Origin of the sequence: Hymenobacter rigui, assembly GCF_003944715.1 — a bacterium.
Lineage (GTDB): Bacteria > Bacteroidota > Bacteroidia > Cytophagales > Hymenobacteraceae > Hymenobacter > Hymenobacter rigui.
Map to the genome: position 1 here is coordinate 71159 of NZ_RWIT01000004.1, position 25553 is coordinate 96711.

The 25553-nt window shown below is 63.1% G+C and carries 22 protein-coding genes; 6 read left to right on the forward strand and 16 right to left on the reverse strand.

Annotated features, from left to right (window positions below):
• Window positions 1–8: 8 nt before the first annotated feature.
• From EI291_RS09370 to EI291_RS09385, 4 genes are all read left to right on the forward strand, one after another.
• Entirely contained in the window at window positions 9–707 is a 699-nt protein-coding gene (locus EI291_RS09370) for a hypothetical protein (protein ID WP_125419558.1), read from the forward strand.
• A gap of 81 nt (window positions 708–788) precedes the next feature.
• Entirely contained in the window at window positions 789–1904 is a 1116-nt protein-coding gene (locus EI291_RS09375) for a sensor histidine kinase (RefSeq protein WP_125419559.1), read from the forward strand.
• 68 nt (window positions 1905–1972) lie between these two features.
• Entirely contained in the window at window positions 1973–2767 is a 795-nt protein-coding gene (locus EI291_RS09380; RefSeq protein ID WP_125419560.1) for a LytR/AlgR family response regulator transcription factor, read from the forward strand.
• Window positions 2768–2920: 153 nt separating this feature from the next.
• Window positions 2921–4816 carry a PAS domain-containing sensor histidine kinase gene (locus EI291_RS09385; protein ID WP_125419561.1) on the forward strand — a complete coding sequence of 632 codons (1896 nt, stop codon included), beginning with the start codon at window positions 2921–2923 and terminating at the stop codon, window positions 4814–4816.
• On the opposite strand, the gene EI291_RS09390 is transcribed toward EI291_RS09385, so the two are convergent.
• The 8 genes from EI291_RS09390 to EI291_RS09425 all read right to left on the reverse strand — a co-directional run bounded on the left by EI291_RS09390 (window position 4813) and on the right by EI291_RS09425 (window position 13564).
• Window positions 4813–5592 carry a LytR/AlgR family response regulator transcription factor gene (locus tag EI291_RS09390; RefSeq protein ID WP_125419562.1) on the reverse strand — a complete coding sequence of 260 codons (780 nt, stop codon included), beginning with the start codon at window positions 5590–5592 and terminating at the stop codon, window positions 4813–4815. The genes EI291_RS09385 and EI291_RS09390 overlap by 4 nt on opposite strands.
• Before the next feature lie 135 nt (window positions 5593–5727).
• Window positions 5728–6777, reverse strand: a complete 1050-nt coding sequence (locus EI291_RS09395) for a sensor histidine kinase (RefSeq protein ID WP_170172586.1) — start codon at window positions 6775–6777, stop codon at window positions 5728–5730.
• Window positions 6764–7276: a DUF2867 domain-containing protein gene (locus EI291_RS09400; protein WP_125419564.1), complete on the reverse strand. Its 513-nt coding sequence runs from the start codon at window positions 7274–7276 to the stop codon at window positions 6764–6766. The genes EI291_RS09395 and EI291_RS09400 overlap by 14 nt, the downstream gene beginning before the upstream one ends.
• A gap of 92 nt (window positions 7277–7368) precedes the next feature.
• The gene (locus EI291_RS09405) at window positions 7369–8313 is read right to left on the reverse strand and encodes an alpha/beta fold hydrolase (RefSeq protein WP_170172587.1); all 945 of its coding nucleotides are present in this window, start codon (window positions 8311–8313) and stop codon (window positions 7369–7371) included.
• Between the two features lie 581 nt (window positions 8314–8894).
• Window positions 8895–10019, reverse strand: a complete 1125-nt coding sequence (leuB, locus tag EI291_RS09410) for a 3-isopropylmalate dehydrogenase (RefSeq protein WP_125419566.1) — start codon at window positions 10017–10019, stop codon at window positions 8895–8897.
• Entirely contained in the window at window positions 10007–10606 is a 600-nt protein-coding gene (leuD, locus tag EI291_RS09415) for a 3-isopropylmalate dehydratase small subunit (RefSeq protein WP_125419567.1), read from the reverse strand. The genes leuB and leuD overlap by 13 nt, the downstream gene beginning before the upstream one ends.
• A 176-nt stretch (window positions 10607–10782) precedes the next feature.
• On the reverse strand, window positions 10783–12195 hold the full coding sequence (gene leuC, locus EI291_RS09420) for a 3-isopropylmalate dehydratase large subunit (protein ID WP_125419568.1): 1413 nt from the start codon (window positions 12193–12195) through the stop codon (window positions 10783–10785).
• 202 nt (window positions 12196–12397) lie between these two features.
• A complete protein-coding gene (locus tag EI291_RS09425; protein ID WP_125419569.1) occupies window positions 12398–13564 on the reverse strand; it encodes a 2-isopropylmalate synthase in 1167 nt (388 codons plus the stop codon).
• A 331-nt stretch (window positions 13565–13895) separates the two neighbouring features.
• Here EI291_RS09425 and EI291_RS09430 point away from each other — a divergent pair, with 331 nt between their 5' ends.
• A complete protein-coding gene (locus EI291_RS09430; RefSeq protein ID WP_125419570.1) occupies window positions 13896–14159 on the forward strand; it encodes a hypothetical protein in 264 nt (87 codons plus the stop codon).
• Window positions 14160–14336: 177 nt separating this feature from the next.
• On the opposite strand, the gene ilvA is transcribed toward EI291_RS09430, so the two are convergent.
• From ilvA to EI291_RS22620, 7 genes are all read right to left on the reverse strand, one after another.
• Window positions 14337–15602, reverse strand: a complete 1266-nt coding sequence (gene ilvA / locus EI291_RS09435) for a threonine ammonia-lyase IlvA (RefSeq protein ID WP_125419571.1) — start codon at window positions 15600–15602, stop codon at window positions 14337–14339.
• A gap of 121 nt (window positions 15603–15723) precedes the next feature.
• Window positions 15724–16818 carry a ketol-acid reductoisomerase gene (gene ilvC / locus EI291_RS09440; protein ID WP_125419572.1) on the reverse strand — a complete coding sequence of 365 codons (1095 nt, stop codon included), beginning with the start codon at window positions 16816–16818 and terminating at the stop codon, window positions 15724–15726.
• A 208-nt stretch (window positions 16819–17026) separates the two neighbouring features.
• On the reverse strand, window positions 17027–17617 hold the full coding sequence (ilvN, locus tag EI291_RS09445; RefSeq protein ID WP_231501302.1) for an acetolactate synthase small subunit: 591 nt from the start codon (window positions 17615–17617) through the stop codon (window positions 17027–17029).
• A 219-nt stretch (window positions 17618–17836) separates the two neighbouring features.
• On the reverse strand, window positions 17837–19582 hold the full coding sequence (ilvB, locus tag EI291_RS09450) for a biosynthetic-type acetolactate synthase large subunit (RefSeq protein WP_125419574.1): 1746 nt from the start codon (window positions 19580–19582) through the stop codon (window positions 17837–17839).
• Window positions 19539–21266 (reverse strand): dihydroxy-acid dehydratase, encoded by a 1728-nt coding sequence (ilvD, locus tag EI291_RS09455; protein WP_125419575.1) that lies wholly within the window; start codon window positions 21264–21266, stop codon window positions 19539–19541. The genes ilvB and ilvD overlap by 44 nt, the downstream gene beginning before the upstream one ends.
• 307 nt (window positions 21267–21573) lie before the next feature.
• Window positions 21574–22476: a branched-chain amino acid transaminase gene (locus EI291_RS09460; protein WP_125419576.1), complete on the reverse strand. Its 903-nt coding sequence runs from the start codon at window positions 22474–22476 to the stop codon at window positions 21574–21576.
• A 119-nt stretch (window positions 22477–22595) separates the two neighbouring features.
• The gene (locus EI291_RS22620) at window positions 22596–22784 is read right to left on the reverse strand and encodes a hypothetical protein (RefSeq protein WP_148103399.1); all 189 of its coding nucleotides are present in this window, start codon (window positions 22782–22784) and stop codon (window positions 22596–22598) included.
• 147 nt (window positions 22785–22931) lie between these two features.
• On the opposite strand from EI291_RS22620, the gene EI291_RS09465 reads away from it, so the two are divergent.
• The gene (locus EI291_RS09465; protein ID WP_205701584.1) at window positions 22932–24476 is read left to right on the forward strand and encodes a hypothetical protein; all 1545 of its coding nucleotides are present in this window, start codon (window positions 22932–22934) and stop codon (window positions 24474–24476) included.
• A 236-nt stretch (window positions 24477–24712) separates the two neighbouring features.
• Here the strand turns inward: EI291_RS09465 and EI291_RS09470 are convergent, their stop codons facing one another.
• A complete protein-coding gene (locus EI291_RS09470) occupies window positions 24713–25549 on the reverse strand; it encodes a hypothetical protein (RefSeq protein WP_125419577.1) in 837 nt (278 codons plus the stop codon).
• Between the last annotated feature and the right edge of the window lie 4 nt (window positions 25550–25553).

Below are 25553 nucleotides of genomic sequence, written 5' to 3' on the forward strand. Positions count from 1 at the left end.
TTACTGCCATGAAAACGACCCTGCTTACCCTTGCCCTCGTTGCCGCTTCCTTCGCCGCCACCGCCCAGGCTCCGGCCCAAGCAGCTACTCCGGCAGCCACTACCGCCTCCGATGCCTACGCTGCCCAGCTGGGCGCTACCATTCAGGAGCTGATGAGCACCGGCGACCCGGCTCAGCTGAAGCTGGTGTATGGCAAGCTGGAGCGCGCCGCCGCCGTGGCTCCCCAGGACTGGCTGCCCCGCTACTACCAGGCCTACGCCCGCGTGGTAACGTGCTTTGTCACCCAAGAAGGTGACGACAGCAAAGACAAATACCTCGACCAAGCCGATGCCGCCCTGAAAGAGGCCCGTAAGCTGGGCGGCGACGAATCGGAGCTGCTGGTGCTACAAGCCTACATCGGGCAGGGCCGTATGATGGTGTCGCCGATGACGCGCTTTGCCACCTACGGCAGTCAGGTTGGGCTGTGCCTCAGCCAGGCCAAAAAACTGAACCCGGCCAACCCACGCCTATACCTGGTAATGGGCAACAACGTGTACTTCACGCCCGAGCAGTTTGGCGGTGGTGCCGAGGCCGCCAAACCGCTCTACGACGAAGCCCAGGCCCGCTTTGCCACCTTCAAGCCCGCCACCGCCCTGTCGCCCAACTGGGGCGAGCGGCAGCTGAAGGGCCGCCTGGCTGCCTACAGTCAAACGGCCGGCACGCACTAACCTGTCCCGGCGGGGCCCGCACTGCGCCGTGTACCAGCGGCTGGTGCGGGCTCTGCTGCGGCCTTCTTATCTTGCTGGTATATGAGTGGAATTTCTGCCGGGGCGCTGCCCCCCGCCGTGCATCCGGACAATGTAGCCCTGGGTCGGCGCTACATCAGCAGCCGCCTGACGTGGTGGCGCACCTTGCTCATCATGACGCTGCTGGCCCTGCTGGTAACTCTGAGTTCCTGTCCCGCCTGCGTCCAGAACCCCCGGAAACTCGCCATCAATTTTGCGCACTCCTGGTGCTATACGGTGGGGCTGTGGCTGGTGAACAGCTACCCTCAGGAGTGGCTGAACCGGCACGTAGACTGGCGGGCCCAGCCCATGCGGCGGTTTCTGGTATCAGTGGGGTTTTCTTTGGTGGCATCCCTGGCCGTCATCCTGCTGATTTCCGCCGGTTCCATGCTGCTGTTCTGGCACGAGCCCTTGAGTGTGCTGCTGCGGCCCCAGGTGTGGAAGCAGTTTCTGATGCCGCTGCTGATAACCGTGGTGATTTCGCTGTTTCTGCACAGTCGCTCGTTTCTGCTGGAATGGCGCGAAGCCTCGGTGCGGGCTGAGCGGCTGGAAAAGGAAAATGCCCAGGCCCAGGCCGACAGCCTCCGCCGCCAGCTGGATCCGCATTTTCTGTTCAACTCTCTCAATGCGCTTACCTCATTGGTGGAGGAAAACGACCCGGTCCGTGCTTCCCGCTTTATCCGGCAACTCAGTCAGGTGTACCGCTACGTACTCGACTCGCAGGACCAGGAAGTGGTGACGCTGGCCGAAGAGCTGAAATTTGGTGAGGCCTATCTGTTTCTGCAGCGCACCCGCCTGGGCGAGGGGCTGCAGGTGGAGCGCCACTTCCCGGCTGCGGCCCAGCTGGACAGCTGGTTGGTGCCCCCGCTGGCGCTGCAGCTGCTGCTGGAAAACGCCATCAAGCACAACGCCACGTCCCAGCGTAACCCCCTGCGCATCACGCTCACCCTCGATGAGGATGCCCGCACCCTCACGGTGCGCAACTCCCGCCAGGCCCGCCGCCTGGCCGAAGGCGAATCGGCCGGCGTGGGGCTGAAAAACCTGCAGGCCCGCTACGCCTACCTCACGCCCCGGCCGGTGCTGATAGAGGAGTCGGCGGCCGAGTTTACCGTGGTGTTGCCGCTGCTGGAGCTGCGCTAAGCTGCCGCCGCGCCAGGTTTTCACGCAGAGCCGTTTCGGAGGCCATAACTTCCGCCTACATTCGCAGCATGACTCTCTCTGCTCCGCTTCGCGCTGTCCTTATCGAAGATGAACCCCTGGCTGCTGCCCGCCTGGCGGGCCTGCTGCAAAAGCAGCCCCAGCCGGTTGCCGTGGTCGGGCAGGCCGAGTCGGTAGCGGAAGCCGTGGAGCTGCTGCAGCGCCTGCAGTCCAACCCGCCCGATGTGCTGTTCCTGGATATTCATCTGGCCGACGGCCTGAGCTTCGAGCTGTTCGAGCGGCTCAACATTACCAGTCCCGTCATCTTCACCACCGCCTACGATAAGTACGCCCTGCGCGCCTTCAAGGTGAACAGCGTGGACTACCTGCTCAAACCCATCGACCCCGAAGAATTGACGGCGGCCCTGGACAAGCTGCGCCGCCAGCAGCAGACCACCGCGCCCCAGCTGGATGCCGCGCTGCTCGCCCAGATCCTGCGGCAGGCCCAGCCCGCCAAGGAGTATAAAACCCGGTTTGTGGTGCGGGTGGGGGAGCATCTGAAGGCTATTCCGGTGGAGCAGATTGCGTATTTCGCCAGCCTGGAAAAAGTGACGCTGCTGCACACCCGGGAAGGCCGCCGCTTCGTGGTCGATTATACCCTGGAGCAGCTGGAGCAGCTGCTGGACCCGCTGGAGTTCTTCCGCCTCAACCGCGCCTACCTGGCCCACGCCGAATCCATTCAGGACATCATCCATTACACCAACTCCCGCCTGCAAACCATCCTCAAGCCCGCCGCCCCCGACAACGACACGGTGTTGGTCAGCCGCGAGAAGGTAGCCACCTTCAAGGCCTGGCTGGATAGGTAGGTGCGCAGGGGCCGCGCCCTGGCTCCTGCCGGTCAGGTATTAGCCGGCCGATGGGTATTTACTGCGGTTTGCGTATCATCTTTGTGGTAGCGTGTGCCGGCCGTTGTGGCGGCCGCCTGCTTTTCTGCCACTTAGAACCGACGTATCCACGCCATGGAATTGCCCACAACCCTAGCTGCTGCTCATGCCGAATTGCTGCGCCTGGAGCAGGAGTTGGCGCAGGCCCGGATGCTGGCCAGTGTTCCGGCGCAGAACCCCAACCCGATTTTTCGGCTGACCGCCGATGGGCAACAGCTGTACGCCAACCCCGCAGCCCTGCGCCTGCGCCACGAACTGGGCCCCGAGGCCGCCGACCTGATGGGGGCGCAGACGATTAGGTGGCTGCAGGAGGCTCTCTCCTCGGGGGAGCAGCAGAAGCGGGAAGAAAGCGTACTGGGCCGTGCCTTTACCGTGTGTCTGGTGCCGGATAAGGAGGCTGCCAGCGTGCTTTTGTACGTTGTAGATATTACGGAACGGGTGCAGGCTGAAAAAGAGCGGAGCGCCCAGCAGATATTCACCGAGCAGGTGCTTAACTCGCTGCCCAGCATGGTGTACGTGCGCGACCCGTCCGGTCACTACATGTACACCAACCAGGCTACCCAGGATGCGCTGGCCCGGCTGACGGCCGCTAAACCCGTGCCTGCCGTTGCGGAGCAGCAGGCCCTGAACATGGCCAGCTACGCCGCCACCGATGCCCAGGTGCTCAGTACCGGGCAGGAGCTGGTGATAGATCAAAAGCTGCTGCTACCCTGGGGCGAAGAGCGGTGGGTACACACGGTAAAGCGCCCTCTGACGTGGGCCAATGGCGAGCCCCACGTGCTGGGTATCAGTACCGACGTAACGGAGCTCAAGCAGGCCCGGGAGGAAGCCGAGGCGGCGGCGCAGGCCCGGGCCAACTTCCTGGCCAATATGAGCCACGAAATCCGCACGCCTCTGAACGGGGTGCTGGGCATTGCCGGCCAGCTGGCCAAAACTGACCTCACAACCCGCCAACAGGAGCTGCTGGGTATTATTCGCAGCTCGGGCCGCCACCTGCTGGAAGTCATCAATGATGTGCTGGACATGGCCAAGATTACGTCGGGTAAGCTAGAGCTGGCCCCCGAGGCCTTCGACCTGTGTGAGGCCATGTTCCAGGCCTCGCAGCCGCTGGCGTTGCAGGCCATTGAGAAGGGCCTGACCGTGGGCGGTAACCGCCTGCGCGAAACCTGTCCGCATCCGCAGGTTATCGGCGACTCCTTCCGCATCAACCAGATTATGCTGAATCTGATCAGCAACGCCATCAAGTTCACCCCCGCCGGGGGCAGCATCCACGCCGGGGCGTATCAGGTGGCCGAAACCGATGATTTTCTGACCATTGAGTTTCGGGTCAGCGACACCGGCGTGGGCATTGCCCCCGATAAGCAGGAGCGCATTTTTGAGTCGTTCACGCAGGCTTACGCCGATACAACGCGCCAGTTTGGGGGCACCGGCCTGGGCCTGACGATAAGTCGGGCACTGGTGGAGAAGATGGGCGGGCAGCTGAAGCTGGAAAGCGAGCTGGGCAAGGGTAGCACCTTCTCTTTCCAGCTGACGCTGCCCCGCGCCACCAAGGCCCCGCTGCTCACCCCAACGGCGGCCGGTACCGGGCAGCACCTGCTGCAGAATAAACGCATCCTGCTGGTGGAAGACAACGACATTAACCGGCTGGTGGCCCGCATGCTGCTGGAAGAATGGGGGGTGGAGCTGGATGAGGCCGAAGACGGTCCGGCGGGTGTGGCTGCCGCCACCCAGCAGCAGTACGATATTGTATTGATGGACATTCAGCTGCCCGGCATGAACGGGGTGGAAGCCACAGCCGCCATTCGGGCCCTGCCCGACCCACGGCGGGCGCATGTGCCCATTGTGGCTCTCACGGCCAATGCCTTTGAGGAAGATACCCAGCAGTATCTGGCGGCCGGTATGAACGCCTGCATCTCCAAGCCATTCGAGGAAGAAATACTGCTGCAGACCCTGGTAAGCCTGCTTGCTTAGCCCTCCAGCCAGCTCTTCACCGCCCCAGCTTTCTCGCGGCTCACCAGCACTTCGTCGCTGGGGGCGGGGTGGAGGTCCACCAGCAGCTTACCGTTGAAGTGCGGATGCAGGCGCTGCACGGCGGGCAGCTGGGCCAGGAGCTGGCGGTTGAGGCGGAAGAACTGGGCGGGGTCGAGCAGGCTTTCGAGCTGTTCCAGGGTGTACTCCACCACGAAGCGGCGGCCGTCGAGGGTGCAGAGGGTGGTGGTTTCGTGGCGGCTCTGGAACCAGGCGGCCTGGGTGGCGGCCAGCGGCAGCAGCTGCTCGCCGCTGCGCACCAGAAACCGGGTTTTGAACTGCCGCTCCGGCCGGGGCAGGGCGTCGAGCAGGCGCTCCAGGCGCTGGGCGGTATCGTCGGGGACGGGTGGGGTGGCGGTTGGGGTGCGCCATTCCTGCAACTTGGTGAGGGCCGCCGTCAGCTCGGCCAGCTTCACGGGTTTCAGCAGGTAGTCCACGCTGTTGGCCTTGAAGGCCCGGATGGCGTAGGCATCATAGGCCGTGGTGAAAATGACCGGGCTGCGCACCACCGTCTGCTCAAACACCTCTAGGCTCAGCCCATCGGCCAGCTGGATATCCGACAGAATCAGGTCGGGGGCGGGGTGCGCGTCCAGCCATTGCAGGGCCCCGGCCACGCTATCCAGCACGGCCAGCACCTGGGCCTCGGGCGCGGCTTGGTGCAGCAGCCGTTGCAGCCGCTCCGCGGCCGGATATTCGTCTTCGAGCAGGAGGACTTTCATTGGTATATGGAGTGTAGCGCGAAGCCTTTGCTTCGCGCACGGCCGAACGCCAGACGTTCGGCGGTAAGTTAGGTAGTAAGCGTATTCTCGGTGCGGCCCGGACGGGCAACGGACACGCGAAGCAAAGGCTTCGCGCTACGGGCTGGCGTGGAGCTGCCGTTTTTCGTCGGGAACCAGCAGCGGCAATTGCACCTGAAACCAGCCGGCTTCCTGCGTTACCGCCACCGGCTGCGGGGCCTGCAGCAGCTCGTAGCGGTGGCGCACGTTGCGCAGACCGGTGCCGGTGCCGGGGGCGAGGCCGGCAGTGCGGGGGCGCAGGGTGTTGCGCACGGTGAAGTAGCCGGTGACCGGGTCGGCCGAGAGTTCCAGCTCCAGCGGGTGTTCCCGGGAGGTCACGTTGTGCTTCAGGGCGTTTTCCACCAGCAGCTGCACGCTCAGGGGCGCTACCCGGGCGGCGTGGGCCGCGGCCGGCACCTGCCAGCGCACCCGCAGATTGTCGCGGAAGCGGGCTTTGTGCAGGGCCAGGTAGGTTTCCACGAAGGCCAGTTCCTCGCTGAGTGGCACGGTGGGCTGGTCGCGGGCCAGCAGCACGTAACGGTACACATCCGAAAGCTGCTCCACAAAATCCTGGGCGGGCTCGTTGTCGGGCTCGATGAGGGCCGAGAGGGTGTTGAGCGAGTTGAACAGGAAGTGCGGGTCGAGCTGGCTTTGCAAAGCTTCCAGCTGGCTGCGGGTGCTGGCACTCTGCAGCTGCTCGGCGCGGCGCACGTTGTCGGCCCACTGCCGGAAGTAGTTCCAGCTTTCGTAGATGAGCTGCACAATGATGGTGGGTACCATGTTCAGGCCAAACTCGGTAACCCATACCGAAACCGGCAGGTGAATGCCGCGCAACCTGGCCGAAATAGACAGCAGCACCACCGTTACCACCGCCGTAGTGGTGGTATTGATGCTGGCGAGCAGCCACAGCCGCTGCCGCGTTTGGTGCATGCCCGGAAACCGCCGGAACAGGATGGCCCACAGGGCCCGGCCCGATAACCAGAATACGGTAGTGAAGCTTAAAGAAACTGCCCAGGCCGCCAGAAACTCAGGTACCGACCGCACCTGCAGCAGCCCGCGGGGCAGCAGCACCAGCAAAGAGCCGATGGGAATGCCCCAGAGCAGCAGCAGACGGTCACGAAACGGCATGGGAGGCATACGGGGCCATGAAGCGGGGCCGGGCCCGGCGCAACAGTGCCCGCACCACGGCCCGGTGAAACGGGGCAATTCCGGCGAAATATACGCGCCCGGCCCAGTTGTGAAACTGTACGGCGGTGGTCAGGGCCACGGTGTGGGGCTCGGCCGTCAGCACGGCCACCCGGAAGTTGAGGTGCCGGTCGTCGAGGCCCAGCAGAACCTCCGTGGGCTGCACGGCATATATCCGAAAAGGCCCCAGCTGTCCGCCGGGTGCCAGCTGATCGGGTGCGGGCCCGGGCCGAAGCGTAGACCGTAAGCCTACCCAGGAAGCCAGGGTGTTGCGCAGGGCCAACAGGTGGCGCACCCAGCCCGGAGCCAAGTCGGGCCCAAACAGCAGGCGGGCAGCCTCCGAAGCCGGCAGAGCGGCCGTTACCGGCAGGCGGTACGTATCGTGGTAGTGCGGGGCGGGTAGGGCCGCAGCAAGCAGGCGGGCGGAGGCAGGATACGACATCGGCTATAGAAAAATAAAGTGGATGGCAACAACATGTGCGGGCGCGCCCGGTATTCGTTTTATGCAGCTAGGGCGCTGCATTGTGGTGAAGCTTACCGGTTCTTCTGCACGAAGTCGGTTACGACCTGCCGGAACCGGTCGGGCTGCTCCTGGAAGGAGTTGTGCTTACCGGGCAGCGTAACTATCTGCTGGTGCGGGAAACGGAAGGTGGCGGCCGTAGCACCCGTCGTCCGGTCGTCTTTGCCCAGGATTATCAGCGCGGGCATGGTGAGTTGGGCGGTGGCGGGGGCGTAATCCTGACCGTAATCAGCCAGGCGGCCGCTGAATACCTGCTGGGCAAAGTCGGAGTTGGCGGGTACGGCGCGGCTGGCGCGCATGGCCCGGGCGGCCAGCGAGTCGTGCGAGAATTGCAGCTGGCCGGCCAGCTTCTGCTGTTGCAGCGCACCCATCACCATGCCAAACCGCTGCATGGCGGGCAGGCCGGGGGCGGGGCGGGCGGCGGCGGGCAGCAGGCGGCTACCGTAGGCCACCATGCTATCCAGCCCGGCCACCGGGTTCAGCACGGCGTTGGTGAGCACCAGGGCCTGCACCCGCTGGGGGTATTTCTGGGCGTAAGCGGTGGCAATGGTGCCGCCGAAGGAGTGGGCCATGACCACCCATTTCTGTACGCCCAGCTGCTGGCGCACTTCTTCCAGATCCTGCACCATGCGGGCCATCGAGTAGTTTTTGGTGCGGCTGCTGCCCGAGCGGCCACTGCCGCGCTGGTCCAGGTACACCATCTGCAGCTTATCTTCGAGGCGGTTGCCGCCCAGCTTCTCAAACGAGTAGCTACCCGCCCCCGGCCCGCCGTGCACAAACAGGCAGGGCGTACCCCTGCCCGCTACCTGCACAAATAGCTTCACCGAATCGGAAGTAAGCAGGGTGCGGGGGCCGGCAGCTACTATTGGTTGTCTCTGGGCGCGGGCGGTACCGGCCAACAGCATCAGGGCCAGCAGGAAAAAAGGAGTACGGACGGCGGAGTTGAGGAAGCGGAGCATGCGAGTAGCGGTAGAGGATGGAAGAGTCAGAGGTAAGCCGTTAACTGATTCAAACATCCGCTTTCACCGTCGTATCTCCTGGCACAATCAGGGCGAAGCGTACCAGCCGCCCAGGTGAAGCGTACCAGTCGCCCGGGTGAACCGGTAAACGATACCACCAAAAAAGGCCCGGCTGCCGGCTCTTTGAGCCGGCAGCCGGGCCTTTGGCACCCCTCTCCGGTGCAAGGCAGGTTCCGGATGCGGGGGCTTCACGGGGTCCGGAACGGTTGCCGGCGGCCACTGCACCCAGCCCGGCGACTGTTGCAGCAGCCTTTGCCCGGTCGAGTAGCCAACCGTTCCAAACCCCGGAAGTGTGTTGGGCGGCCCGGTGGTTAGGGCCGCCCAACGTTCCCCCTCTCACCTGGGAATAGGTAGGCTGTTTGAAAAAACGCCAGAACGTCATGCTGAGCTTGCCGAAGCATCTCTACCGCTTCGTTGAATTACTACTGCAGCGAAGCGGTAGAGATGCTTCGGCAAGCTCAGCATGACGTTCTGGCGTTTTTTCAAAAGCCATTCAATCATTCAGCCGTTCCTCCATCCACTTAGATAATCGTGCTCATGCCCAGGCGGATGTTGTTGCGGTGCATCTCGCAGTCGGCAATGTCCAGCACGGCGTAGGCAATGAAGCTGCCCACCTGCTCGGTGGTGTAGCGGGTGGCAGGGTTCAGCTCGGGCGTCACTACCTGCTGGTCGAGGGCGTGCTGCACGGCGTCGCGCACGGTGTCGGCTTCTTCCGGCAGCCCGAAGTGGTCCAGCAGCATGGCCGCCGACAGGATGGTGGCAATGGGGTTGGCAATGCCCTTGCCCTTGGCCTGCGGGTAGGAACCGTGAATGGGCTCGAACAAGGCCGCCGCGTCGCCCACCGAGGCCGAGGGCAGCAGCCCCAGCGAGCCGGCAATAACCGAGGCTTCGTCGGAGATGATGTCGCCGAACATGTTTTCGGTCAGAATCACGTCGAACTGCCGCGGGTTCAGGATAATCTGCATGGCGGCGTTGTCCACGAACAGGTAGTCGAGGGCCACGCTGGGGTACTGCGGGGCCAGCTGCTGCACGGTTTCGCGCCAGAGGCGGGAGGTTTCCAGCACGTTGGCCTTGTCTACCAGCGTGAGCTTGTGGCGACGGGTTTCGGCGGCCCGGAAGGCGCGGTGGGCAATCCGCTCAATCTCCGCCCGCGAGTAGGTGCAGTTGTCGTAGGCCGAGTTACCATCATCAAAGCGGCCCTTTTCGCCGAAATATACCCCGCCCGTCAGCTCCCGGAAGATGAGGATATCGGTGCCCTGAATCCGCTCGGCTTTCAGCGGGGAGTGCTCCAGCAGCTGGTCGTAGGCCGTAACGGGGCGAATGTTGGCGTACAGGCCCAGCTCCTTGCGCAGACGCAGCAGGCCCTGCTCGGGGCGCACCGGGGCGGCGGGGTTGTTGTCGTATTTTGGGTCGCCGATGGCCCCCAGCAGCACGGCGTCGGCCTGGTGGCAGGCGGCCAGGGTGGCGTCGGGCAGGGGCGCGCCGGTGGCGTCGATGGCGCAGGCCCCCATCAGCTGGTAGTCGAAGTGAAAGGCGTGCCCGAACCGGTCGGCCACGGCGTGCAGCACGCGCACGGCTTCCCCACATACCTCCGGCCCGATACCATCACCGGGCAACACCACAATGCGTTTGCTTAAAATATCCATGTCCGTTGCTGCTCGAAGGTGGTAATGGCCGATTCCTGGCTCAGGAGAAAATCAATGTCGTCGTAGCCGTTGATGAGGCATTCTTTCTTGTAGGCGTCCAGCTCGAAGTGCATCGGCTCGGGGCGGCCCGGCACCTGCAGCGTCTGGCTGGGCAGGTCTACCGTCAGCTCGGCCTGGGCATCCTGCGCCACCAGGGCAAACAGCTCCTGCAGCTCCGCGGGCGTTACCTGCAGCGGCAGCAGGCCGGTATTGAGGGCGTTGCCCCGGAAAATATCGGCGAAGTAGCTGCTGATAACCACTCGAAAACCGGCGTCATACAGGGCCCAGGCGGCGTGCTCCCGGCTGGAGCCGCACCCGAAGTTCTGGCCCGCCAGCAGTATCTGGTGGCCCTGGTAGCGGGCATCATTCATCACAAAATCCGGTTTGGGCTGGCCGTCGGCGGCGTAGCGCCAGTCGGCAAATAGGTTCCGGCCGAACCCTTCGCGGGTAGTGGCTTTCAGGAAGCGCGCCGGGATAATCTGGTCGGTGTCCACGTTTTCGATGGGCAACGGAACCACACCGGAGCGCAGGGTGGCGAATTTTTCCATGTGGGTGGGGTGAGAGAGGGGTTGATAAGCTGTTTTTAGAACTAGCTCCCCTCCTTGGAAAGGAGGGGTTGGGGGTGGTTGATTTTTTAGAGCTAAAAAGTAGAAGTAGTTGTCGTTCAAGCGTGGGTCAACCACCCCCAACCCCTCCTTTCCAAGGAGGGGAGCTAGTTTTAGCACTAGTCTTGGTTCGCGTACTCGAGCACGTACTCCGCCACATCTACCAGCCGGCCTTCCACGGCGGTGATGGCGGCTACCAGGGGGGAGGCCAGCAGCGTGCGGGCGCCGGGCCCCTGGCGGCCCTCGAAGTTGCGGTTAGAAGTGGATACGCAGTAGGCGCCGGCTGGAATTTTGTCCTCGTTCATGGCCAGGCAGGCGCTGCAGCCCGGCTCGCGCAGCTCGAAGCCGGCGGCGGCCAGCACCTGGTCGAGGCCCTCGGCAATGGCCTGCTGCTCCACCTGCTTGGAGCCGGGCACGATGATGGCCTCCACGTGGGGCGCTTTGCGCTTGCCCCGCACGTAGGCCGCCACCGTGCGCAAATCCTCGATGCGGGAGTTGGTGCAGCTACCAATAAACACGTGGCTGATTTCCTTGCCCAGCAGCGACTCGCCGGCCGCAAAACCCATGTACCGCAGCGACTTCTCAAAGCTCGGTGCTTCGGCCGCCGCGGCCGGGGCCGGAATGTGGGCGGCCAGCGGCATGCCCATACCGGGGTTGGTGCCGAAGGTTATCATGGGCCGGATGGCCGAGGCCTCGAAGCGGTGCTCGGCGTCGAACTGCGCGGCCTCGTCCGAAAACAGGGTTTGCCAGTAGGCCACGGCCCGGTCCCAGGCCTCGCCCTGGGGCGCGAAGGGGCGGCCGTGCAGGTATTCGAAGGTGGTGGCATCGGGGGCAATGAGGCCGCCACGGGCTCCCATTTCGATGCTCATGTTGCACACCGTCATGCGGCCCTCCATGCTCAGGCTGCGGATGGCGCTGCCGGCGTATTCCACAAAGTAGCCCGTGGCCCCGCCCGTGCCCAGTTGGGCAATTACGTGCAGAATCACATCCTTGGCCGACACGCCCGGCAGCAGCTCCCCATCCACGGTAATGCGCATGCGCTTGGGCTTATCGAGCAGCAAACACTGCGAAGCCATTACCTGCGCCACCTGGCTGGTGCCGATGCCAAACGCAATGGCCCCGAACGCGCCGTGGGTGGAGGTGTGGGAGTCGCCGCACACAATGGTGAGGCCGGGCTGCGTCACGCCCAGCTCGGGCCCAATCACGTGCACAATACCCTGGTAGGGGTGGCCCAGACCGTACAGCTCCACGCCGTGCCGGGCGCAGTTTTCGGTGAGCTTTTCCACCTGCGAGCGGCTGAGCGGGTCCTGAATGGGCTGGTCCTGGTGGCGGGTGGGCACGTTGTGGTCGGCGGTGGCCAGCATCTGCCCGGGCCGGCGCAGCGTCAGGCCCCGGGCCGTCAGCTCGTCAAACGCCTGGGGGCTGGTTACCTCGTGAATCAGGTGCTTGTCGATGTAGAGCACCGACAGCCCGCCGGCCACCGCACGCACCACGTGCGCATCCCAGATTTTATCAAATAAGGTGTGAGGCATGAGAGAGGGGTGGGGTGGTTAGGGTAGTGGGAGCAAAGGCACTAATCTGTCTCTTGCGTTGATGCTGGTTGTAGAGACGCAATATTTTGCGTCTCCTCGTTGCTGACGTTGTTATGTCTAGTGTATACAAGTTGTTCATTACCTGGTCGTTCAACGGCGAGACGCAAAATATTGCGTCTCTACAGCTTGTCCAGAGGGCGAATCAACCCGCCGTTACCAGCTGTTGCTGCTCCACCATCACGCGCAAATCCTCGTCCACGACCTCCTTTTGACGGTCGGCCAGGACGAGGAAATGGGTGTAGGCTTTGTTGAGGGCCACGCGGTCGAAGTCGTAGCCGATTTTCTGGAGGCGGTAGGCCAACGCGGCGCGGCCCGAGCGGGCGGTGAGCACAATGCTGGAATCGGGCATGCCCACCTCGCGCGGGTCGATGATTTCGTAGGTTTCGCGGTGCTTAATCACGCCGTCCTGGTGAATGCCGCTGGAGTGGGCAAAGGCGTTGGCGCCCACAATGGCCTTGTTGGGCTGCACCGGCATGCTCATCAGGTGCGATACCATGGCCGAGGTTTCGGCCAGCAGCCTGGTGTTGATGCCGGTGCTGAAGTTGAGGTAGGGGTGCTGGCGGAGCACCATCACGGCTTCTTCGAGGGCCGTGTTGCCGGCCCGCTCGCCCACCCCGTTGATGGTGCATTCCACCTGCCGGGCCCCGCCCAGCACGCCCGCAATGGAGTTGGCCGTGGCCATGCCCAAATCGTTGTGGCAGTGGGTGGAGAGGCGCACCCGCTCAATGCCGCGCACGTGGTCGGCCAGGTACTTGATTTTGGCCCCGTACTCGGCCGGGAGGCAGTAGCCGGTGGTATCGGGGATGTTGAGTACGGTGGCCCCGGCCCGGATGGCGGCTTCGCACACGCGGGCCAGAAACTCGTTGTCGGTGCGGCCGGCGTCCTCGGCGTAAAATTCCACGTCCTCCACAAACGACTTGGCCAGCTTCACGGCCGCCACCGCCCGCTCCAGCACCTGCTCGGGCGTGCTTAGCAGCTTGTAGCGGATGTGCGACTCCGAAGTGCCAATGCCGGTATGAATGCGCGGGTAGCGGGCCGCTTTCAGGGCCTCGGCCGCCGTGCGAATGTCGTTTTCCACGGCCCGGGAAAGGCCGCAGACGGTAGCCTCGCGCGTCTGGGCCGCAATGGCCGCCACCGCCGCAAAGTCGCCGGGGCTGGAAACCGGGAAGCCGGCCTCAATTACATCCACGCCGAGTAGCTCCAGCTGCCGGGCAATGAGCAGTTTCTCGTCCCGGTTCAGTTTGCAGCCGGGCACTTGCTCCCCGTCGCGCAGGGTAGTATCGAAGATGTGGACTTTCTCGGTAGACATGGGCAATGACTTCGTGGCAGAAGGAAAGCCCCAAGTACACCCCCAGCCCCGGCCCCCCGAAACCGGTTTTCGGCACGCCTACTATTTCAAAAAGTTGCTGGTGTGGCTGTAAGTTGCTGATAGATAGGGCATAGTCGCTAGGTGGCTTACAAAGGCCAACTGCCGTAGAGACGCGACACTTCGCGTCTCAGCGTTGAACGAGCGGCATTGTATGGATTCTGAAACGTCGGCAACGGGCAGACGCGAAGTGTCGCGTCTCTACATCTGCTAGCGTATACCAACGTGAATCAGACTATTTTGGGACATTCATCAATACAACTACCCGAATGCCATGATTACAGCCGAGCATATCCAAACGTACCGATACTATGCAGGAGATATTGACGCTTGGGCCAGATTGAAAAACTCGGAAAGCACGATGACGGACGGCATCTGGTATACCATACAGAATATTTTGCACGACCTGTATCTGACGAAGCATGCCAACACTTCCGAGATATTCCGCCAACAGCTTTCGAACCAGATAAGGGCAGTTTGTGAGAACCCGCAAGTAGAAAAAGAGCTGCTGGAGTTATCAGCAGAAACTAATCCGTGACTTGGCATCTCAGCCAAAAGCGGTGGCTGAAACCTTTTAAGACGTTTTGCAAAGACACGATTTAGGTTCGCTGTGGAGAACCTGACTGTGCACGGCGAACCTCTGCGAGAAATTCCGATAGAACGAATGTGATGCTACCGTGAAAAGATTCTTCGCAAGCTCAGGATGACAGACGATTTACACCAACAAGCTTAGAAAATCCTGCTTCCCGTTTAGATACTCATACGAAAACCCTTCGGCTACCATGCGCTGTTGGATTTCGGCAATGTCGTGGGGGCGCTGCACTTCCAGGCCGACGAAAACGGGGCCTTTTTCCTTGTTGTTCTTCTTAATGTACTGAAACTGGATGATGTCGTCGTCCTCGCGCAGCACGTGGTTCACGAAGCGGCGCAGGGCCCCGGGCTTCTGGTTGAAGGTAACCAGGAAATAGTGCTTGCGGCCCTGGTGGCGCAGGGCCCGCTCCTTGATGTCCTCCATGCGGGTGATGTCGTTGTTGGAGCCGCTGAGGATGCACACCACCGTTTTGCCCCGGATCTGGGCGGCGTACTGATGCAGCACCGAGAGACTGAGTGTGCCGGCTGGCTCCAGCACAATGCCTTCCTCGTTGTACATGCGCAACAGGTCCTCGCACACCTGGCCCTCGGGCACCAGCGCCACCTCATCCAGCAGCTCCCGACAGATGGCAAATGTCAGCTCGCCGGGGCACTTCACGGCGGCCCCATCCACGAAGCTCTCGATGTGCTCCAGCGGCTGCCGCTGCCCCGTCTGGATGGCGCGGTGCATGGAGGGCGCGCCCAGGGGCTGCACGCCCACCAGCCGGGTGGCGGGGCTGAGCTGCCGGAACACGCTGCTCACGCCCGCCGCCAGCCCCCCGCCCCCGATGGGCATAAACACGAAGTCGATGGGCGCGGGGGCGTCGCGGAGGATTTCCAGGCCCACGGTGGCCTGCCCGGCCACCACGGCCGCATCATCGAACGGGTGCACGTACACGCCCTGGCGCTGCTGGCAAAACTCCTGCGCCGCCCTCGACGAATCATCAAACGTGGCCCCGGTCAGCACAATTTCCACCTGGTCGCGCCCGAACAGGCGCACTTTGTCCACCTTCTGGGCGGGGGTGGCGGCGGGCATGAAGATGTAGCCGCGCCGGCCCAGCAGCTGGCAGGCGTAGGCCACACCCTGGGCGTGGTTGCCGGCCGAGGCGCACACCACCGGCCGGGTGGCCTCATCGGCCGGCAGCCCCGCCATCTTGTTGTACGCCCCCCGAATCTTGTAGGAGCGCACCACCTGCAAATCCTCCCGCTTCAGATAAATAGTGGCCCCATAGGCCGCCGAAAGCCCCAGATTGTGCTGCAGCAGCGTGGGACTGATGACGCCCTGCAGCGTGCGGGCCGCCTGCTCCACCAAGGGCAGCGGCAGGGCAGGGGTGAGGGTGGCTGGTTCCATAAGTACGATGGTAGCGCCAAAAACTGTCATTCCGAGCAACGCGAGGAATCTGAGTTGCTCGCTCGAAGCAGTACACCAGATTCCTCGCGTTGCTCGGAATAACAGTTCAGGCAGATTGTCGTTAGTTACCGTCGGCCGTGAGGGCATAGGCTTCTTCCTGTTCTACTTTTTCGGCGGCGCGGGAGCGTAGCTCGCGCACGGTAGCACCGGTCTGCCACAGCTCCGAGTCGCGCACTTCCTTCAGCTCGGCTTCCAGCTCTTGGCGGTAGCCGGGCGTAGAGCCGCGCTGAATGGTGCGGGCGGCTTCTTGGCCTGAGGCCACGCTGTCGTACAGCTCGTTGAGCACGGGTAGGGTGGCCTCGCGGAAGCGGCCTTTCCAATCCAGGGCGCCGCGCTGGGCCGTGACGGAGCAGTTGCTGAACATCCAGTCCATGCCGTTTTCGCCCACCAGCGGCACCAGGCTCTGGGTGAGCTCCTCCACGGTTTCGTTGAAGGCCTCGGAGGGCGAGTGGCCGCGCTGGCGCAGCACCTGGTACTGGGCTTCGATGATGCCGGCCAGCGCGCCCATCAGCACGCCCCGCTCGCCGGTGAGGTCGGAGTACACTTCCTTGCGAAAATCGGTTTCGAACAGGTAGCCCGAGCCCACCCCGATGCCCAGCGCCACGGCCTTCTCGTAGGCGTGGCCGGTGGCATCCTGGTACACGGCAAATGACGAGTTCAGCCCGCCCCCGGCCATAAACAGCCGGCGCAGACTCGTGCCGCTGCCCTTGGGCGCTACCAGCACCACGTCCACGTCGGCGGGCGGGATGATGCCCGTCTGGTCGTTGAAGGTGATGCCGAAGCCGTGGGAGAAGTACAGGGTTTTGCCGGCCGTGAGGTGGGGCTTGAGCGTGGGCCACACGGCAATCTGGCCGGCATCGGAGAGGAGGTTGGCCAGGATGGTGCCCCGCTCGGCCGCTTCTTCCAGGCCGAACAGCGTTTCGCCGGCCACCCAGCCATCGGCCTCCGCCTTGCGCCACGAAGCCGAATCGGGCCGCTGCCCCACAATCACGCGGAAGCCGTTGTCGCGCAGGTTCAGGGCCTGGCCGGGACCCTGCACGCCGTAGCCCAGCACGGCAATTGTCTCGCTTTGCAGAATGGTGCGGGCCTTTTCCAACGGAAATTCCTCGCGGGTTACAACGTGTTCTTCTACGCCGCCAAAGTTGATGGTTGCCATGATGGAGTTGGGTTTAGGGTTGGTAGTTGTTTGTTGCTGGTTGTCAGTTCTGAAAGGACTGTCATGCTGAGCGAAGCCGAAGCATCTCTCCCGCTTCGTTCGGGTGATTCACTAGCCCAGGGTTTAAACCCTGGGCTACGGAGCGGCTAGCTTTGCAACGTCAGCACGCGAGATTCCTCGCGCTGCTCGGAATGACGTTCTGGTGGGGTCACATCGAAAACACCTTGTCGCGGCGGTCGAGGAACTCGTTTTCGCTCACTTCTTCGCCGGGCTGCTGGCGCTCGAACTCGCGCAGCTTGTGGTGGAAGCCCTGGCTGGTTTTGATGATGGCAATGCGGGCCGAGCGCACAAACTCGATGAGGCCGTAGGGATGCAGCACGGCCAGCAGCTTGTCGGTTTCCTCGCGGTGGCCGGTGGTTTCAAACACCGTGTAATCCTTGCGGATGAGCACCACCCGGGCCCCGTGCTCGCGCAGCAGCCGCTCCACCAGTGCCCGCTCGGCAATGACGTCGGTGGGCACTTTGTAGAGGGCCATTTCCTGCCAGATGACTTCCTCGTTGGGGTTGAAGTACACCTTCAGCACCTCCACCTGCTTTTCCATCTGGCGGGCAATCTTGCGCACCACCTCCTCCGACTCGTGCACCACAATGTTGAAGCGGTGAATCCCCTCAATCTCCGAAGGTGAGGTGTTCAGGCTCTCGATGTTGATTTTGCGCCGCGAGAAGATGATGGCCAACCGGTTAAGTAGTCCCACCTGGTTCTCGGTGTACGCCGTGATGTTGTATTCTTGCTTGGACATGAGGCGGTGAAGCATGAGAGGTGAGGCAGACAACCCGCGCAGCATTGCGAACAGCGTGTCATTGCGAGCGGAGCGAAGCAATCCTTCCTTTTCAAGGGCAAAAGCTCCGACTTGGTCCAAAGACTTTCATCAGCAGCTCCGGTCAGGGCTTGTCTTGGTTCGAGGTGAGGCGCTGCGAGAAGGAAGGATTGCTTCGTCGTGCCTCCTCGCAATGACGCGTTACTTTAAGCGGATTTCGCCCACGCCGCAGCCCTGAGGTACCATCGGGAAAATGTTGTTTTCGCGGGTCACGCGCACTTCCAGCAGGAAAGAGCCGGGGTGAGTGAGCAGCTGGCGCAGGGCGGGTTGCAGGTCGGGGCGGTGCTCCACGCGGCGGGCAGCAATGCCGTAGCCGTTGGCTACCGTCACGTAATCGGGGCTGGCAATTTCCACGGCGGAGTATCGCCGCTCGTGGAACAGCTCCTGCCACTGCCGCACCATGCCCAGGAACTGGTTGTTGAGCAGCAGAATTTTTACCTCGATGCCGGTTTGCATGATGGTGCCCAGCTCCTGAATCGTCATCTGAATGCCCCCGTCGCCGATGACGGCCACCACCGTGCGATGCGGCGCGCCGTAGCGGGCCCCGATGGCGGCCGGCAGGGCAAAGCCCATGGTGCCCAGCCCGCCGCTGGTAATGCTCAGGCGCGGGTGGTTGAGGCGGGCGTAGCGGCAGGCCACCATCTGGTGCTGGCCCACGTCCGTTACAATGATGGCCTCGCCCAGGGTCAGCTCGTTGAGCTGGTGAATCACCTCGCCCATGGTCAGCTCGTCCTGGGTCGGGAACAGCTCGTCCTGAATCACGGCGGCCACTTCTTCGGCGTCATGGTCGCGGAAGCGTTGGCGCCACGCGGGGTGTTGGCGGGCGGCTACCAGCTGCGTGAGCAGGGGCAGGGTTTCCTTGCAGTCGCCCCACACCGGCACGGTGGCCGTCACGTTCTTGTCGATTTCGGTGGGGTCGATGTCGAGGTGGATGATCTGGGCCTGACGGGCGTATTTGTCGAGGCGGCCCGTTACCCGGTCGTCGAAGCGCATGCCGATGGCCACGAGCACGTCGCACTCGTTGGTCAGGACGTTGGGGCCGTAGTTGCCGTGCATGCCCAGCATGCCCACGTTCAGCGGGTGGCCGGTGGGCAGGGCCCCGGCCCCCAGAATCGTCCAAGCCGCCGGAATCCCGCTTTTCTCGATGAATTCCCGGAACTCGTCCTCGGCCTGACCCAGCAGCACGCCCTGGCCCCAGAGTACCAACGGGCGCTGGGCTTGGTTGATGAGGTCGGCGGCGCGCTGCACGTACTCGGGGCGCACCACGGGCCGGGGCCGGTAGCTGCGGATGTGGGTGCAGGGCTCGTAGCCGGCGTGCTCGAACAGCTGCAGCTGGGCGTTTTTGGTGATGTCGAGCAGAACCGGGCCGGGCCGGCCGCTGCGGGCAATGTAGAAGGCTTTGGCCAGCGCCGCCGGAATATCCCGGGCGTCCGTTATCTGGTGGTTCCACTTGGTAACGGGCGTGGTGATGTTCAGAATGTCGGTTTCCTGGAAGGCGTCGGTGCCCAGCAAATGCGCAAATACCTGCCCCGTGATGCACACCAGTGGGGTGGAGTCAATCTGGGCGTCAGCCAGGCCGGTGACCAGGTTGGTAGCACCGGGGCCGCTGGTGGCAAACACCACGCCCACCCGGCCCGAGGCGCGGGCATAGCCCTGGGCGGCGTGAATACCGCCCTGCTCGTGGCGTACCAGCACGTGGTTCAGTTGCTCCTGAAAATCATACAGGGCATCGTAAATGGGGATGATGGCCCCGCCGGGGTAGCCAAAAATCGTGTCCACGCCCTCGGCCACTAGGCCCTGCAACAGGGCCACGGCCCCGGATACCTGCGGGGCGGCCAGGGCCTCAGGCGAGGCTGGCGCGGACTGAAGCTGCGGGTTCGGGAACATGGCGGTGGTCGGCTAAGTCGGTGATGCAGCCGTGGCTGGCGTCGCTCACGGTGCGGATGTATTTCAGCAGCACGCCCTGGCTGACCGGGGGCGCGGGCTGCTGCCACTGCTGGCGGCGCAGGGCCAGCAGCTCGTCGCTCAGGGCCACGTTCATGGTATTGGCGGCGGCGTCCAGCGTAATCCAGTCGTCGTTTTCCACCAGGGCCAGCGGGCCGCCGTCGTAGGCCTCGGGGCTCACGTGGCCGATGACGAAGCCGTGGGTGCCGCCCGAAAAGCGGCCGTCGGTTAGCAGGGCCACCTTGTCGCCCAGCCCGGCCCCGATGATGGCCGACGTGGGCTTGAGCATCTCGGGCATGCCCGGCCCACCCTTGGGCCCCACGTACCGAATGACGACTACGTGGCCCGGCTGAATCAGGCCCTGCACAATGCCCTCGTTTAGCTCCTCTTCCGAGTCGAACACGATGGCCGGGCCGGCGAAGCGGGTGCCTTCCTTACCGGTAATCTTGGCCACCGCGCCCCGGGGAGCCAGGTTGCCGTACAGAATCTGAATGTGGCCATCGGGCTTGATGGGGTTGCTGGCGGGGCGCAGAATGTCCTGGTCGGGACCCAGCGGGGCCACGTCGGCCAGGTTTTCGGCCAGGGTGCGGCCCGTTACGGTCAGCAAATCCCCATGGAGCAGGCCGGCGTTGAGCAGGGTTTTGAGCACGGCCGGCACCCCGCCTCGGGCCGAGAGGTCCTCCATCAGGTACTTGCCGCTGGGTTTCAGGTCGGCCAGCACCGGCGTCCGGTCGCTCACGGCCTGGAAATCTTCGAGCGTGAGCTGCACGCCGGCGGCGTGGGCAATGGCTATGAGGTGCAGCACGGCGTTGGTGGAGCCGCCCAGCACGGTAGTCACCACCATGGCGTTTTCGAAAGCCTCGCGCACCAGAATGTCGCGGGGCTTGAGGTCCAGCTCCAGCAGGCGGCGCAGGTACGCGCCGGTGCTGCGGCACTCCTGCTGCTTCTCGGCGCTTTCGGCCGGGGACGACGAGGAGTAGGGCACGCTCAGACCCAGCGTTTCGATGGCGGCGGCCAAAGTGTTGGCCGTGTACATGCCCCCGCAGGCTCCCGGGCCCGGGCAGGCGTTGCGGATGATGCCGCGGTAGTCCTCGTCCGAAATCCGGCCCTGTAGTTTCTGCCCGTAGGCCTCAAAGCACGACACAATGTTGAGCTGCTGCCCCTTGAACGTGCCGCCCCGGATGGTACCGCCGTACACCATCAGGCTGGGGCGGTTGAGGCGGGCCATGGCAATGAGGGCCCCGGGCATGTTTTTGTCGCAACCCACCACGCAGGCCAGGGCGTCGTAGTTGTGGGCCCCGGCCATGGCCTCAATGGAATCGGCAATGATTTCCCGCGACACCAGCGAGTAGCGCATGCCCGGCGTGCCGTTGGTGATGCCGTCACTGATGCCGATGGTGTTGAAGCGCAGGCCCACCAAGTCCTGCTCCTGCACGCCCTGCTTCACCGCGTCGGCCAGCTGGTTGAGGTGCATGTTGCAGGTGTTGCCCTCGAAGCCCGTGGAGCAGATGCCCACGAACGGCTTGCGCAAATCGGCCTCCGCAATGCCGGAGCCAATCAGCATGGCCTGCGAGGCCGGCAGACTGTCATCCTGGGTGTAAATGCGGCTGTATTTGTTGAGGGCCATGCGGGGGAATGTGCAGAATGTGCTGATGTGTAAAATGTGCTGAATGTTGCCAGCACGTCATGCTGAGCCTTGGGAAGCAGCTCTACCGCTTCGTTCGGGCGGGTTGCCTCACCCCCCGGCCCCCTCTCCAGGGGGAGAGGGGAAGCCAGACGATTGGTGGGGTAGGCAGACGGGTTGGTGGTTGTAGAGACGCGACACTTCGCGTCTCGGCGTTGCTGATGTTGTGTGTAAAGAGGATGGATCAGTTGCTTTGGTGTCGAAAACGCTAGTTTCTAGGTTCTTACTTCTGGATTCTAAGCTCTCAGTTCTAGGCTCTCACCTCTAACCTCTCCGTTCTAACCGACTGGCCCGTGACCAGCGCCTGATAGTGCTGGGCCAGCATGCCGCCGATAGTTTGCTGGAAGGGGCGCTCGAACACCACGTCATCTATCGAGGCCACGCCGATAACCTCGGCGGCGGTGCCGGTCATGAAGGCGGCTTCGGCGGTGCGCAGTTCCTCGGGGCCGAAAAAACGCTCCGTGACGGTGATGCCGGCCTCACGGGCTAAGTCGATGATGGTGTTGCGGGTGATGCCGCGCAGGATGCTGCCGGCTGGGGGCGTAACCAGCTCCCCGTCGCGCTCAAAGAAGAAATTGGCCCCGGGACCTTCGGCGACGTGGCCGTGCATGTCCAGCAGCAGGGCCTCGTCGTAGCCCCGGCCTTTGGCCTCGGTGCTGGCAATGATGGAATTAACGTAGTGCCCCGCCACCTTTGCCTCAATGGGCACGGCCTTGGGGTTGGGCCGCTCGTAGGGCGAGACGGTGAGGCGCAGGCTTTGGTCGCCGAGGTACTTGCCCCATTCCCAAACGGCTACCAGCACGTTGCTGGTGCTGGCCGCCTTCAGGCTCATGTTGGGCGCGCCGGCAAACACCAGCGGCCGGATGTAGGCGTCGGTCAGGTCGTTGCGCTCCAGCACCTCGTAGCTGATGCGGGTGAGCTCCTCCACCGAGTACGCCAGCGGCAGCCCGATGGCCCGGCAGGAGTAGTGCAGGCGCTCAAAATGCTCCTCGGCCTTGAAAATGCGCGGCCCGGCCGGCGTGCTGTAGGCCCGAATGCCCTCAAACACGGCGTAGCCGTAGTGCAACGACTGGGCATACACGCCGCAGGTAGCCTGCGCGGCCGGAACAAATTCGCCATCCAGGAAGGCAACGGTGTCAGCGGAATAATACATGAGCAACGAAAACGGGAGTAAGAACGAAGCACCACAAGGCCGGCCGGCCGGGGGGGAAGTCAGGACCGGCTGGCGGCCCTGCTCTTGCCCCCCGCGGTCCGCACGGCCGCCTGCCGGAGTTAGCGGAGCAGGAAGGGAAAGGTCAGACCCAGACGAGCCGGGACTTGGTTTGATTCTATTCGGGCCAGGGCGTAGCAGCGGTGCACGGCGCAGCCTGCCGGGGCCGCGCTCAACATGGTGGCGCGCCAGCCGGCTTGGGCGAGGTTGGAAAATAGTGTGGCCCAGGAGGTGGAGAATTGCGCTGACATGGCATCTTTACGGCTGAATGATGCCGGCAAGTACCATCGTCGGGCAGGCGTTCAAAAACTTTTTTCCGCCGGGTGTACTATTTCTAAAAAATGATTTTTTAGAAATAAGTAGTTGTATAACAGTTTATTGTGTTTTAGTCTAGTACAATGCCCAACGAAAGTACCGACCCGGTTTTCCAGCTGATTAAGTCGCTGACCCGCACTGAAAAGCGGCACTTCCGCCTGTTTGCCAACCGCCAGGGCTCCACCGAGGGTCTGAAGTTTCTGCAGCTTTTCGATGCCCTCGACGGGCAGGAACGCTACGATGAGGAGCGGGTGCTAGCCCAGGTGCCGGCCATCAAAAAAGTACAAGTAGCCAATCTCAAGGCGAACCTGTACCGGCAGCTGCTCTCCAGTTTGCGCATGTACCACGCCGGCCACAACCTCGATATTCAGCTGCACGAGCAGCTGGATTTCGCCCGGGTGCTCTACAACCGGGGCCTCTACCAGCACAGCCTGCGCATGCTGGAAAAAGTGAAAGCCACGGCGCTACAGGCCGAAATGCGCCATATTGTGCTGCTAGCCCTGGAGTTTGAGAAGCTCATCGAAGGCCAGTACATCACGCGCAGCATCCGGGGCCGGGCCCGGCAGTTATCCGACGAAGCCACCGATACCGTGGCGCACGTAGGCCGGGAGCATGCCCTGTCGAACCTGGCGCTGCGCATGTACGGGCGCTACCTCAAAATCGGGCATACCCGTAACCAGCAGGATTATGAGAAGATAACGGCCTATTTCCGCCAGGATCTGCCGCCGCTGGACCCGCGCGAGGCCAGCTTTTTCGAGCAGCTGTACTACTACCAGGCCCACGTGTGGTACTACACCATCACCCAGAACTTCCGGCAGTGCTACCGCTACGCCCAGAAGTGGGTGGATTTGTTTGCCCACAACCAGCTCATGTGCGAGCAGCAGCCCATGCTCTACCTCAAAGGCGTGCACAACGTGCTGGTGACTACCTACAACATGCTGTACTACAGTCGGTTTGCGGAGGTATTGGGCCAGCTGGAAGCCTACGCCGCCGACCCCGACCGGCGCAGCAACCCCAACCTCGACGCGCTGCTGTTCCTGTACCTGTACACCAACCGGCTCAACGGCTACTTCATGCGGGGCGAGTTTACGGCCGGCCTGCAGCTGGTGCCCGAGCTGCTGGAAAACCTGGACCGGTTCCGCCTGCAGCTCGACCTGCATCGACGGCTGGTATTCTACTACAAAATTGCCAGCCTGTACTTCGGCAGCGGCAAGCCCGAGCAGGCCATTGAGTACCTGGAGAAAGTCATCCAGTTTAAGGAATCCAGCCTGCGCGAGGACATCCAGTGCTTTGCCCGCATCCTCAACCTGATTGCCCACTACGAAGCCGGCCGCGACGAAGCCCTGGAGTACCAGATTCGCTCCGTGTACCGCTTCCTGGGCAAGATGAACGACCAGCAGCAAATGCAGGAGGCTATTTTTCGGTTTCTGCGCAACCTGGGCGGCATTGCTCCCTTCCAGCTCAAGGATGCGTTTATCAAGCTGAAAGACCAGCTGATCCGCATTGCCGAAAACCCCTATGAGCGGCGGCCCTTCCTGTACCTCGACATTATTTCCTGGCTGGAAAGCAAAATCGAAAATGTGCCCGTGCAGGACATTATTCGCCGCAAGTTCAGCCGGTTGAAGTGAAATGGTGAAGTTGTGAAATTGAAAGAACGTCATGCTGAGCTTGCCGAAGCATCTCGCGTGCTGAAGCATCTCGCGTGCTGAAGCATCTCGCGTGCTGAAGCATCTCGCGTGCTGAAGTTGCAATGGTAAACCCAACGAAGCGGTAAAGATGCTTCGGCAAGCTCAGCATGACGGTTAGTTTGGCAACGTCAGCACGCGAGATTCCTCGCTCCGCTCGGAATGACGTTCTTTCAACTTCACCACCGCACTAGCGGCATCCCGCGCATGGCTTGGATGAACAGGGCGGTAACGGCACTTACGTACACGGCCGTGCCTACCCAAGTGAGCAGGCCGGCGTGGCGGGGCTGCCAGTGGCTGAGGGCCCAGCCCAGGAGCGGTAGCGCCTGCAAGGCGTGCATACCCAGGAAATGGGCCAGGCGCAGGTCGCCGGCGCGGGTGCTCCAGCCGAGGCCGGGCAGGCCGGGGCCGCCGTCGGGGGCACCCACGGTGTGCTGGCCCAGCCGGATCATGACGCCGCCCAGCACCGAGCCCACCAGAAACACCAGCAGCCCCAGCCGCACGCCCCACACGTAGCCCGCCGGGCCGTGGGGCTGGTAGTGCCACACCAGGTACACGGCCCAGATGGTAGCCAGGGTATTTACCAAAATAAACGTGCCCATCAGCCCAAATACCAGCCCGTCGAAGGCAGAAGTGGTGTTGTAGTGCGAGGTAGTGCCCCGGGCCGCCTGCACGAAGATGCAGGCCATTTCCACCACCATGCTCAGGGCCGCCGCTATGCTGACGAGGCGCACGGCCCCGCTGGCCGGGGCCGGCAGGTCGGCCAGCAGCCAGCCCAGCGTCCAGAGGTAGAGCAGGCCGGAAAGGGCGAATTTGGCCGGCTTCACCCAGGCAGGAACACCCGTTATCAGGCGCTGATCCAGAAACAGCATGACCAGTGCCAGTAGCAGCAGCCCCACGTGCAGCCAGCCGCTCCAGGCCAGCACGGGGTTGGCGCGGTGCAGCACGCGCAACCAGGTAGAAACGGGCATCAACGCCGCCAGCGCAGCCGTGGGCAGGGGTAGGGTAGCCGACATGATA

What these genes read in the sequence shown, in the direction of transcription:
- EI291_RS09370 (WP_125419558.1), top strand. Translation starts at nt 9, where the DNA reads ATGAAAACGACCCTGCTTACCCTTGCCCTCGTTGCCGCTTCCTTCGCC.
- EI291_RS09375 (WP_125419559.1), top strand. Translation starts at nt 789, where the DNA reads ATGAGTGGAATTTCTGCCGGGGCGCTGCCCCCCGCCGTGCATCCGGAC.
- EI291_RS09380 (WP_125419560.1), top strand. Translation starts at nt 1,973, where the DNA reads ATGACTCTCTCTGCTCCGCTTCGCGCTGTCCTTATCGAAGATGAACCC.
- EI291_RS09385 (WP_125419561.1), top strand. Translation starts at nt 2,921, where the DNA reads ATGGAATTGCCCACAACCCTAGCTGCTGCTCATGCCGAATTGCTGCGC.
- EI291_RS09390 (WP_125419562.1), bottom strand. Translation starts at nt 5,592, where the DNA reads ATGAAAGTCCTCCTGCTCGAAGACGAATATCCGGCCGCGGAGCGGCTG.
- EI291_RS09395 (WP_170172586.1), bottom strand. Translation starts at nt 6,777, where the DNA reads ATGCCGTTTCGTGACCGTCTGCTGCTGCTCTGGGGCATTCCCATCGGC.
- EI291_RS09400 (WP_125419564.1), bottom strand. Translation starts at nt 7,276, where the DNA reads ATGTCGTATCCTGCCTCCGCCCGCCTGCTTGCTGCGGCCCTACCCGCC.
- EI291_RS09405 (WP_170172587.1), bottom strand. Translation starts at nt 8,313, where the DNA reads ATGCTCCGCTTCCTCAACTCCGCCGTCCGTACTCCTTTTTTCCTGCTG.
- leuB (WP_125419566.1), bottom strand. Translation starts at nt 10,019, where the DNA reads ATGGATATTTTAAGCAAACGCATTGTGGTGTTGCCCGGTGATGGTATC.
- leuD (WP_125419567.1), bottom strand. Translation starts at nt 10,606, where the DNA reads ATGGAAAAATTCGCCACCCTGCGCTCCGGTGTGGTTCCGTTGCCCATC.
- leuC (WP_125419568.1), bottom strand. Translation starts at nt 12,195, where the DNA reads ATGCCTCACACCTTATTTGATAAAATCTGGGATGCGCACGTGGTGCGT.
- EI291_RS09425 (WP_125419569.1), bottom strand. Translation starts at nt 13,564, where the DNA reads ATGTCTACCGAGAAAGTCCACATCTTCGATACTACCCTGCGCGACGGG.
- EI291_RS09430 (WP_125419570.1), top strand. Translation starts at nt 13,896, where the DNA reads ATGATTACAGCCGAGCATATCCAAACGTACCGATACTATGCAGGAGAT.
- ilvA (WP_125419571.1), bottom strand. Translation starts at nt 15,602, where the DNA reads ATGGAACCAGCCACCCTCACCCCTGCCCTGCCGCTGCCCTTGGTGGAG.
- ilvC (WP_125419572.1), bottom strand. Translation starts at nt 16,818, where the DNA reads ATGGCAACCATCAACTTTGGCGGCGTAGAAGAACACGTTGTAACCCGC.
- ilvN (WP_231501302.1), bottom strand. Translation starts at nt 17,617, where the DNA reads ATGTCCAAGCAAGAATACAACATCACGGCGTACACCGAGAACCAGGTG.
- ilvB (WP_125419574.1), bottom strand. Translation starts at nt 19,582, where the DNA reads ATGTTCCCGAACCCGCAGCTTCAGTCCGCGCCAGCCTCGCCTGAGGCC.
- ilvD (WP_125419575.1), bottom strand. Translation starts at nt 21,266, where the DNA reads ATGGCCCTCAACAAATACAGCCGCATTTACACCCAGGATGACAGTCTG.
- EI291_RS09460 (WP_125419576.1), bottom strand. Translation starts at nt 22,476, where the DNA reads ATGTATTATTCCGCTGACACCGTTGCCTTCCTGGATGGCGAATTTGTT.
- EI291_RS22620 (WP_148103399.1), bottom strand. Translation starts at nt 22,784, where the DNA reads ATGTCAGCGCAATTCTCCACCTCCTGGGCCACACTATTTTCCAACCTC.
- EI291_RS09465 (WP_205701584.1), top strand. Translation starts at nt 22,932, where the DNA reads ATGCCCAACGAAAGTACCGACCCGGTTTTCCAGCTGATTAAGTCGCTG.
- EI291_RS09470 (WP_125419577.1), bottom strand. Translation starts at nt 25,549, where the DNA reads ATGTCGGCTACCCTACCCCTGCCCACGGCTGCGCTGGCGGCGTTGATG.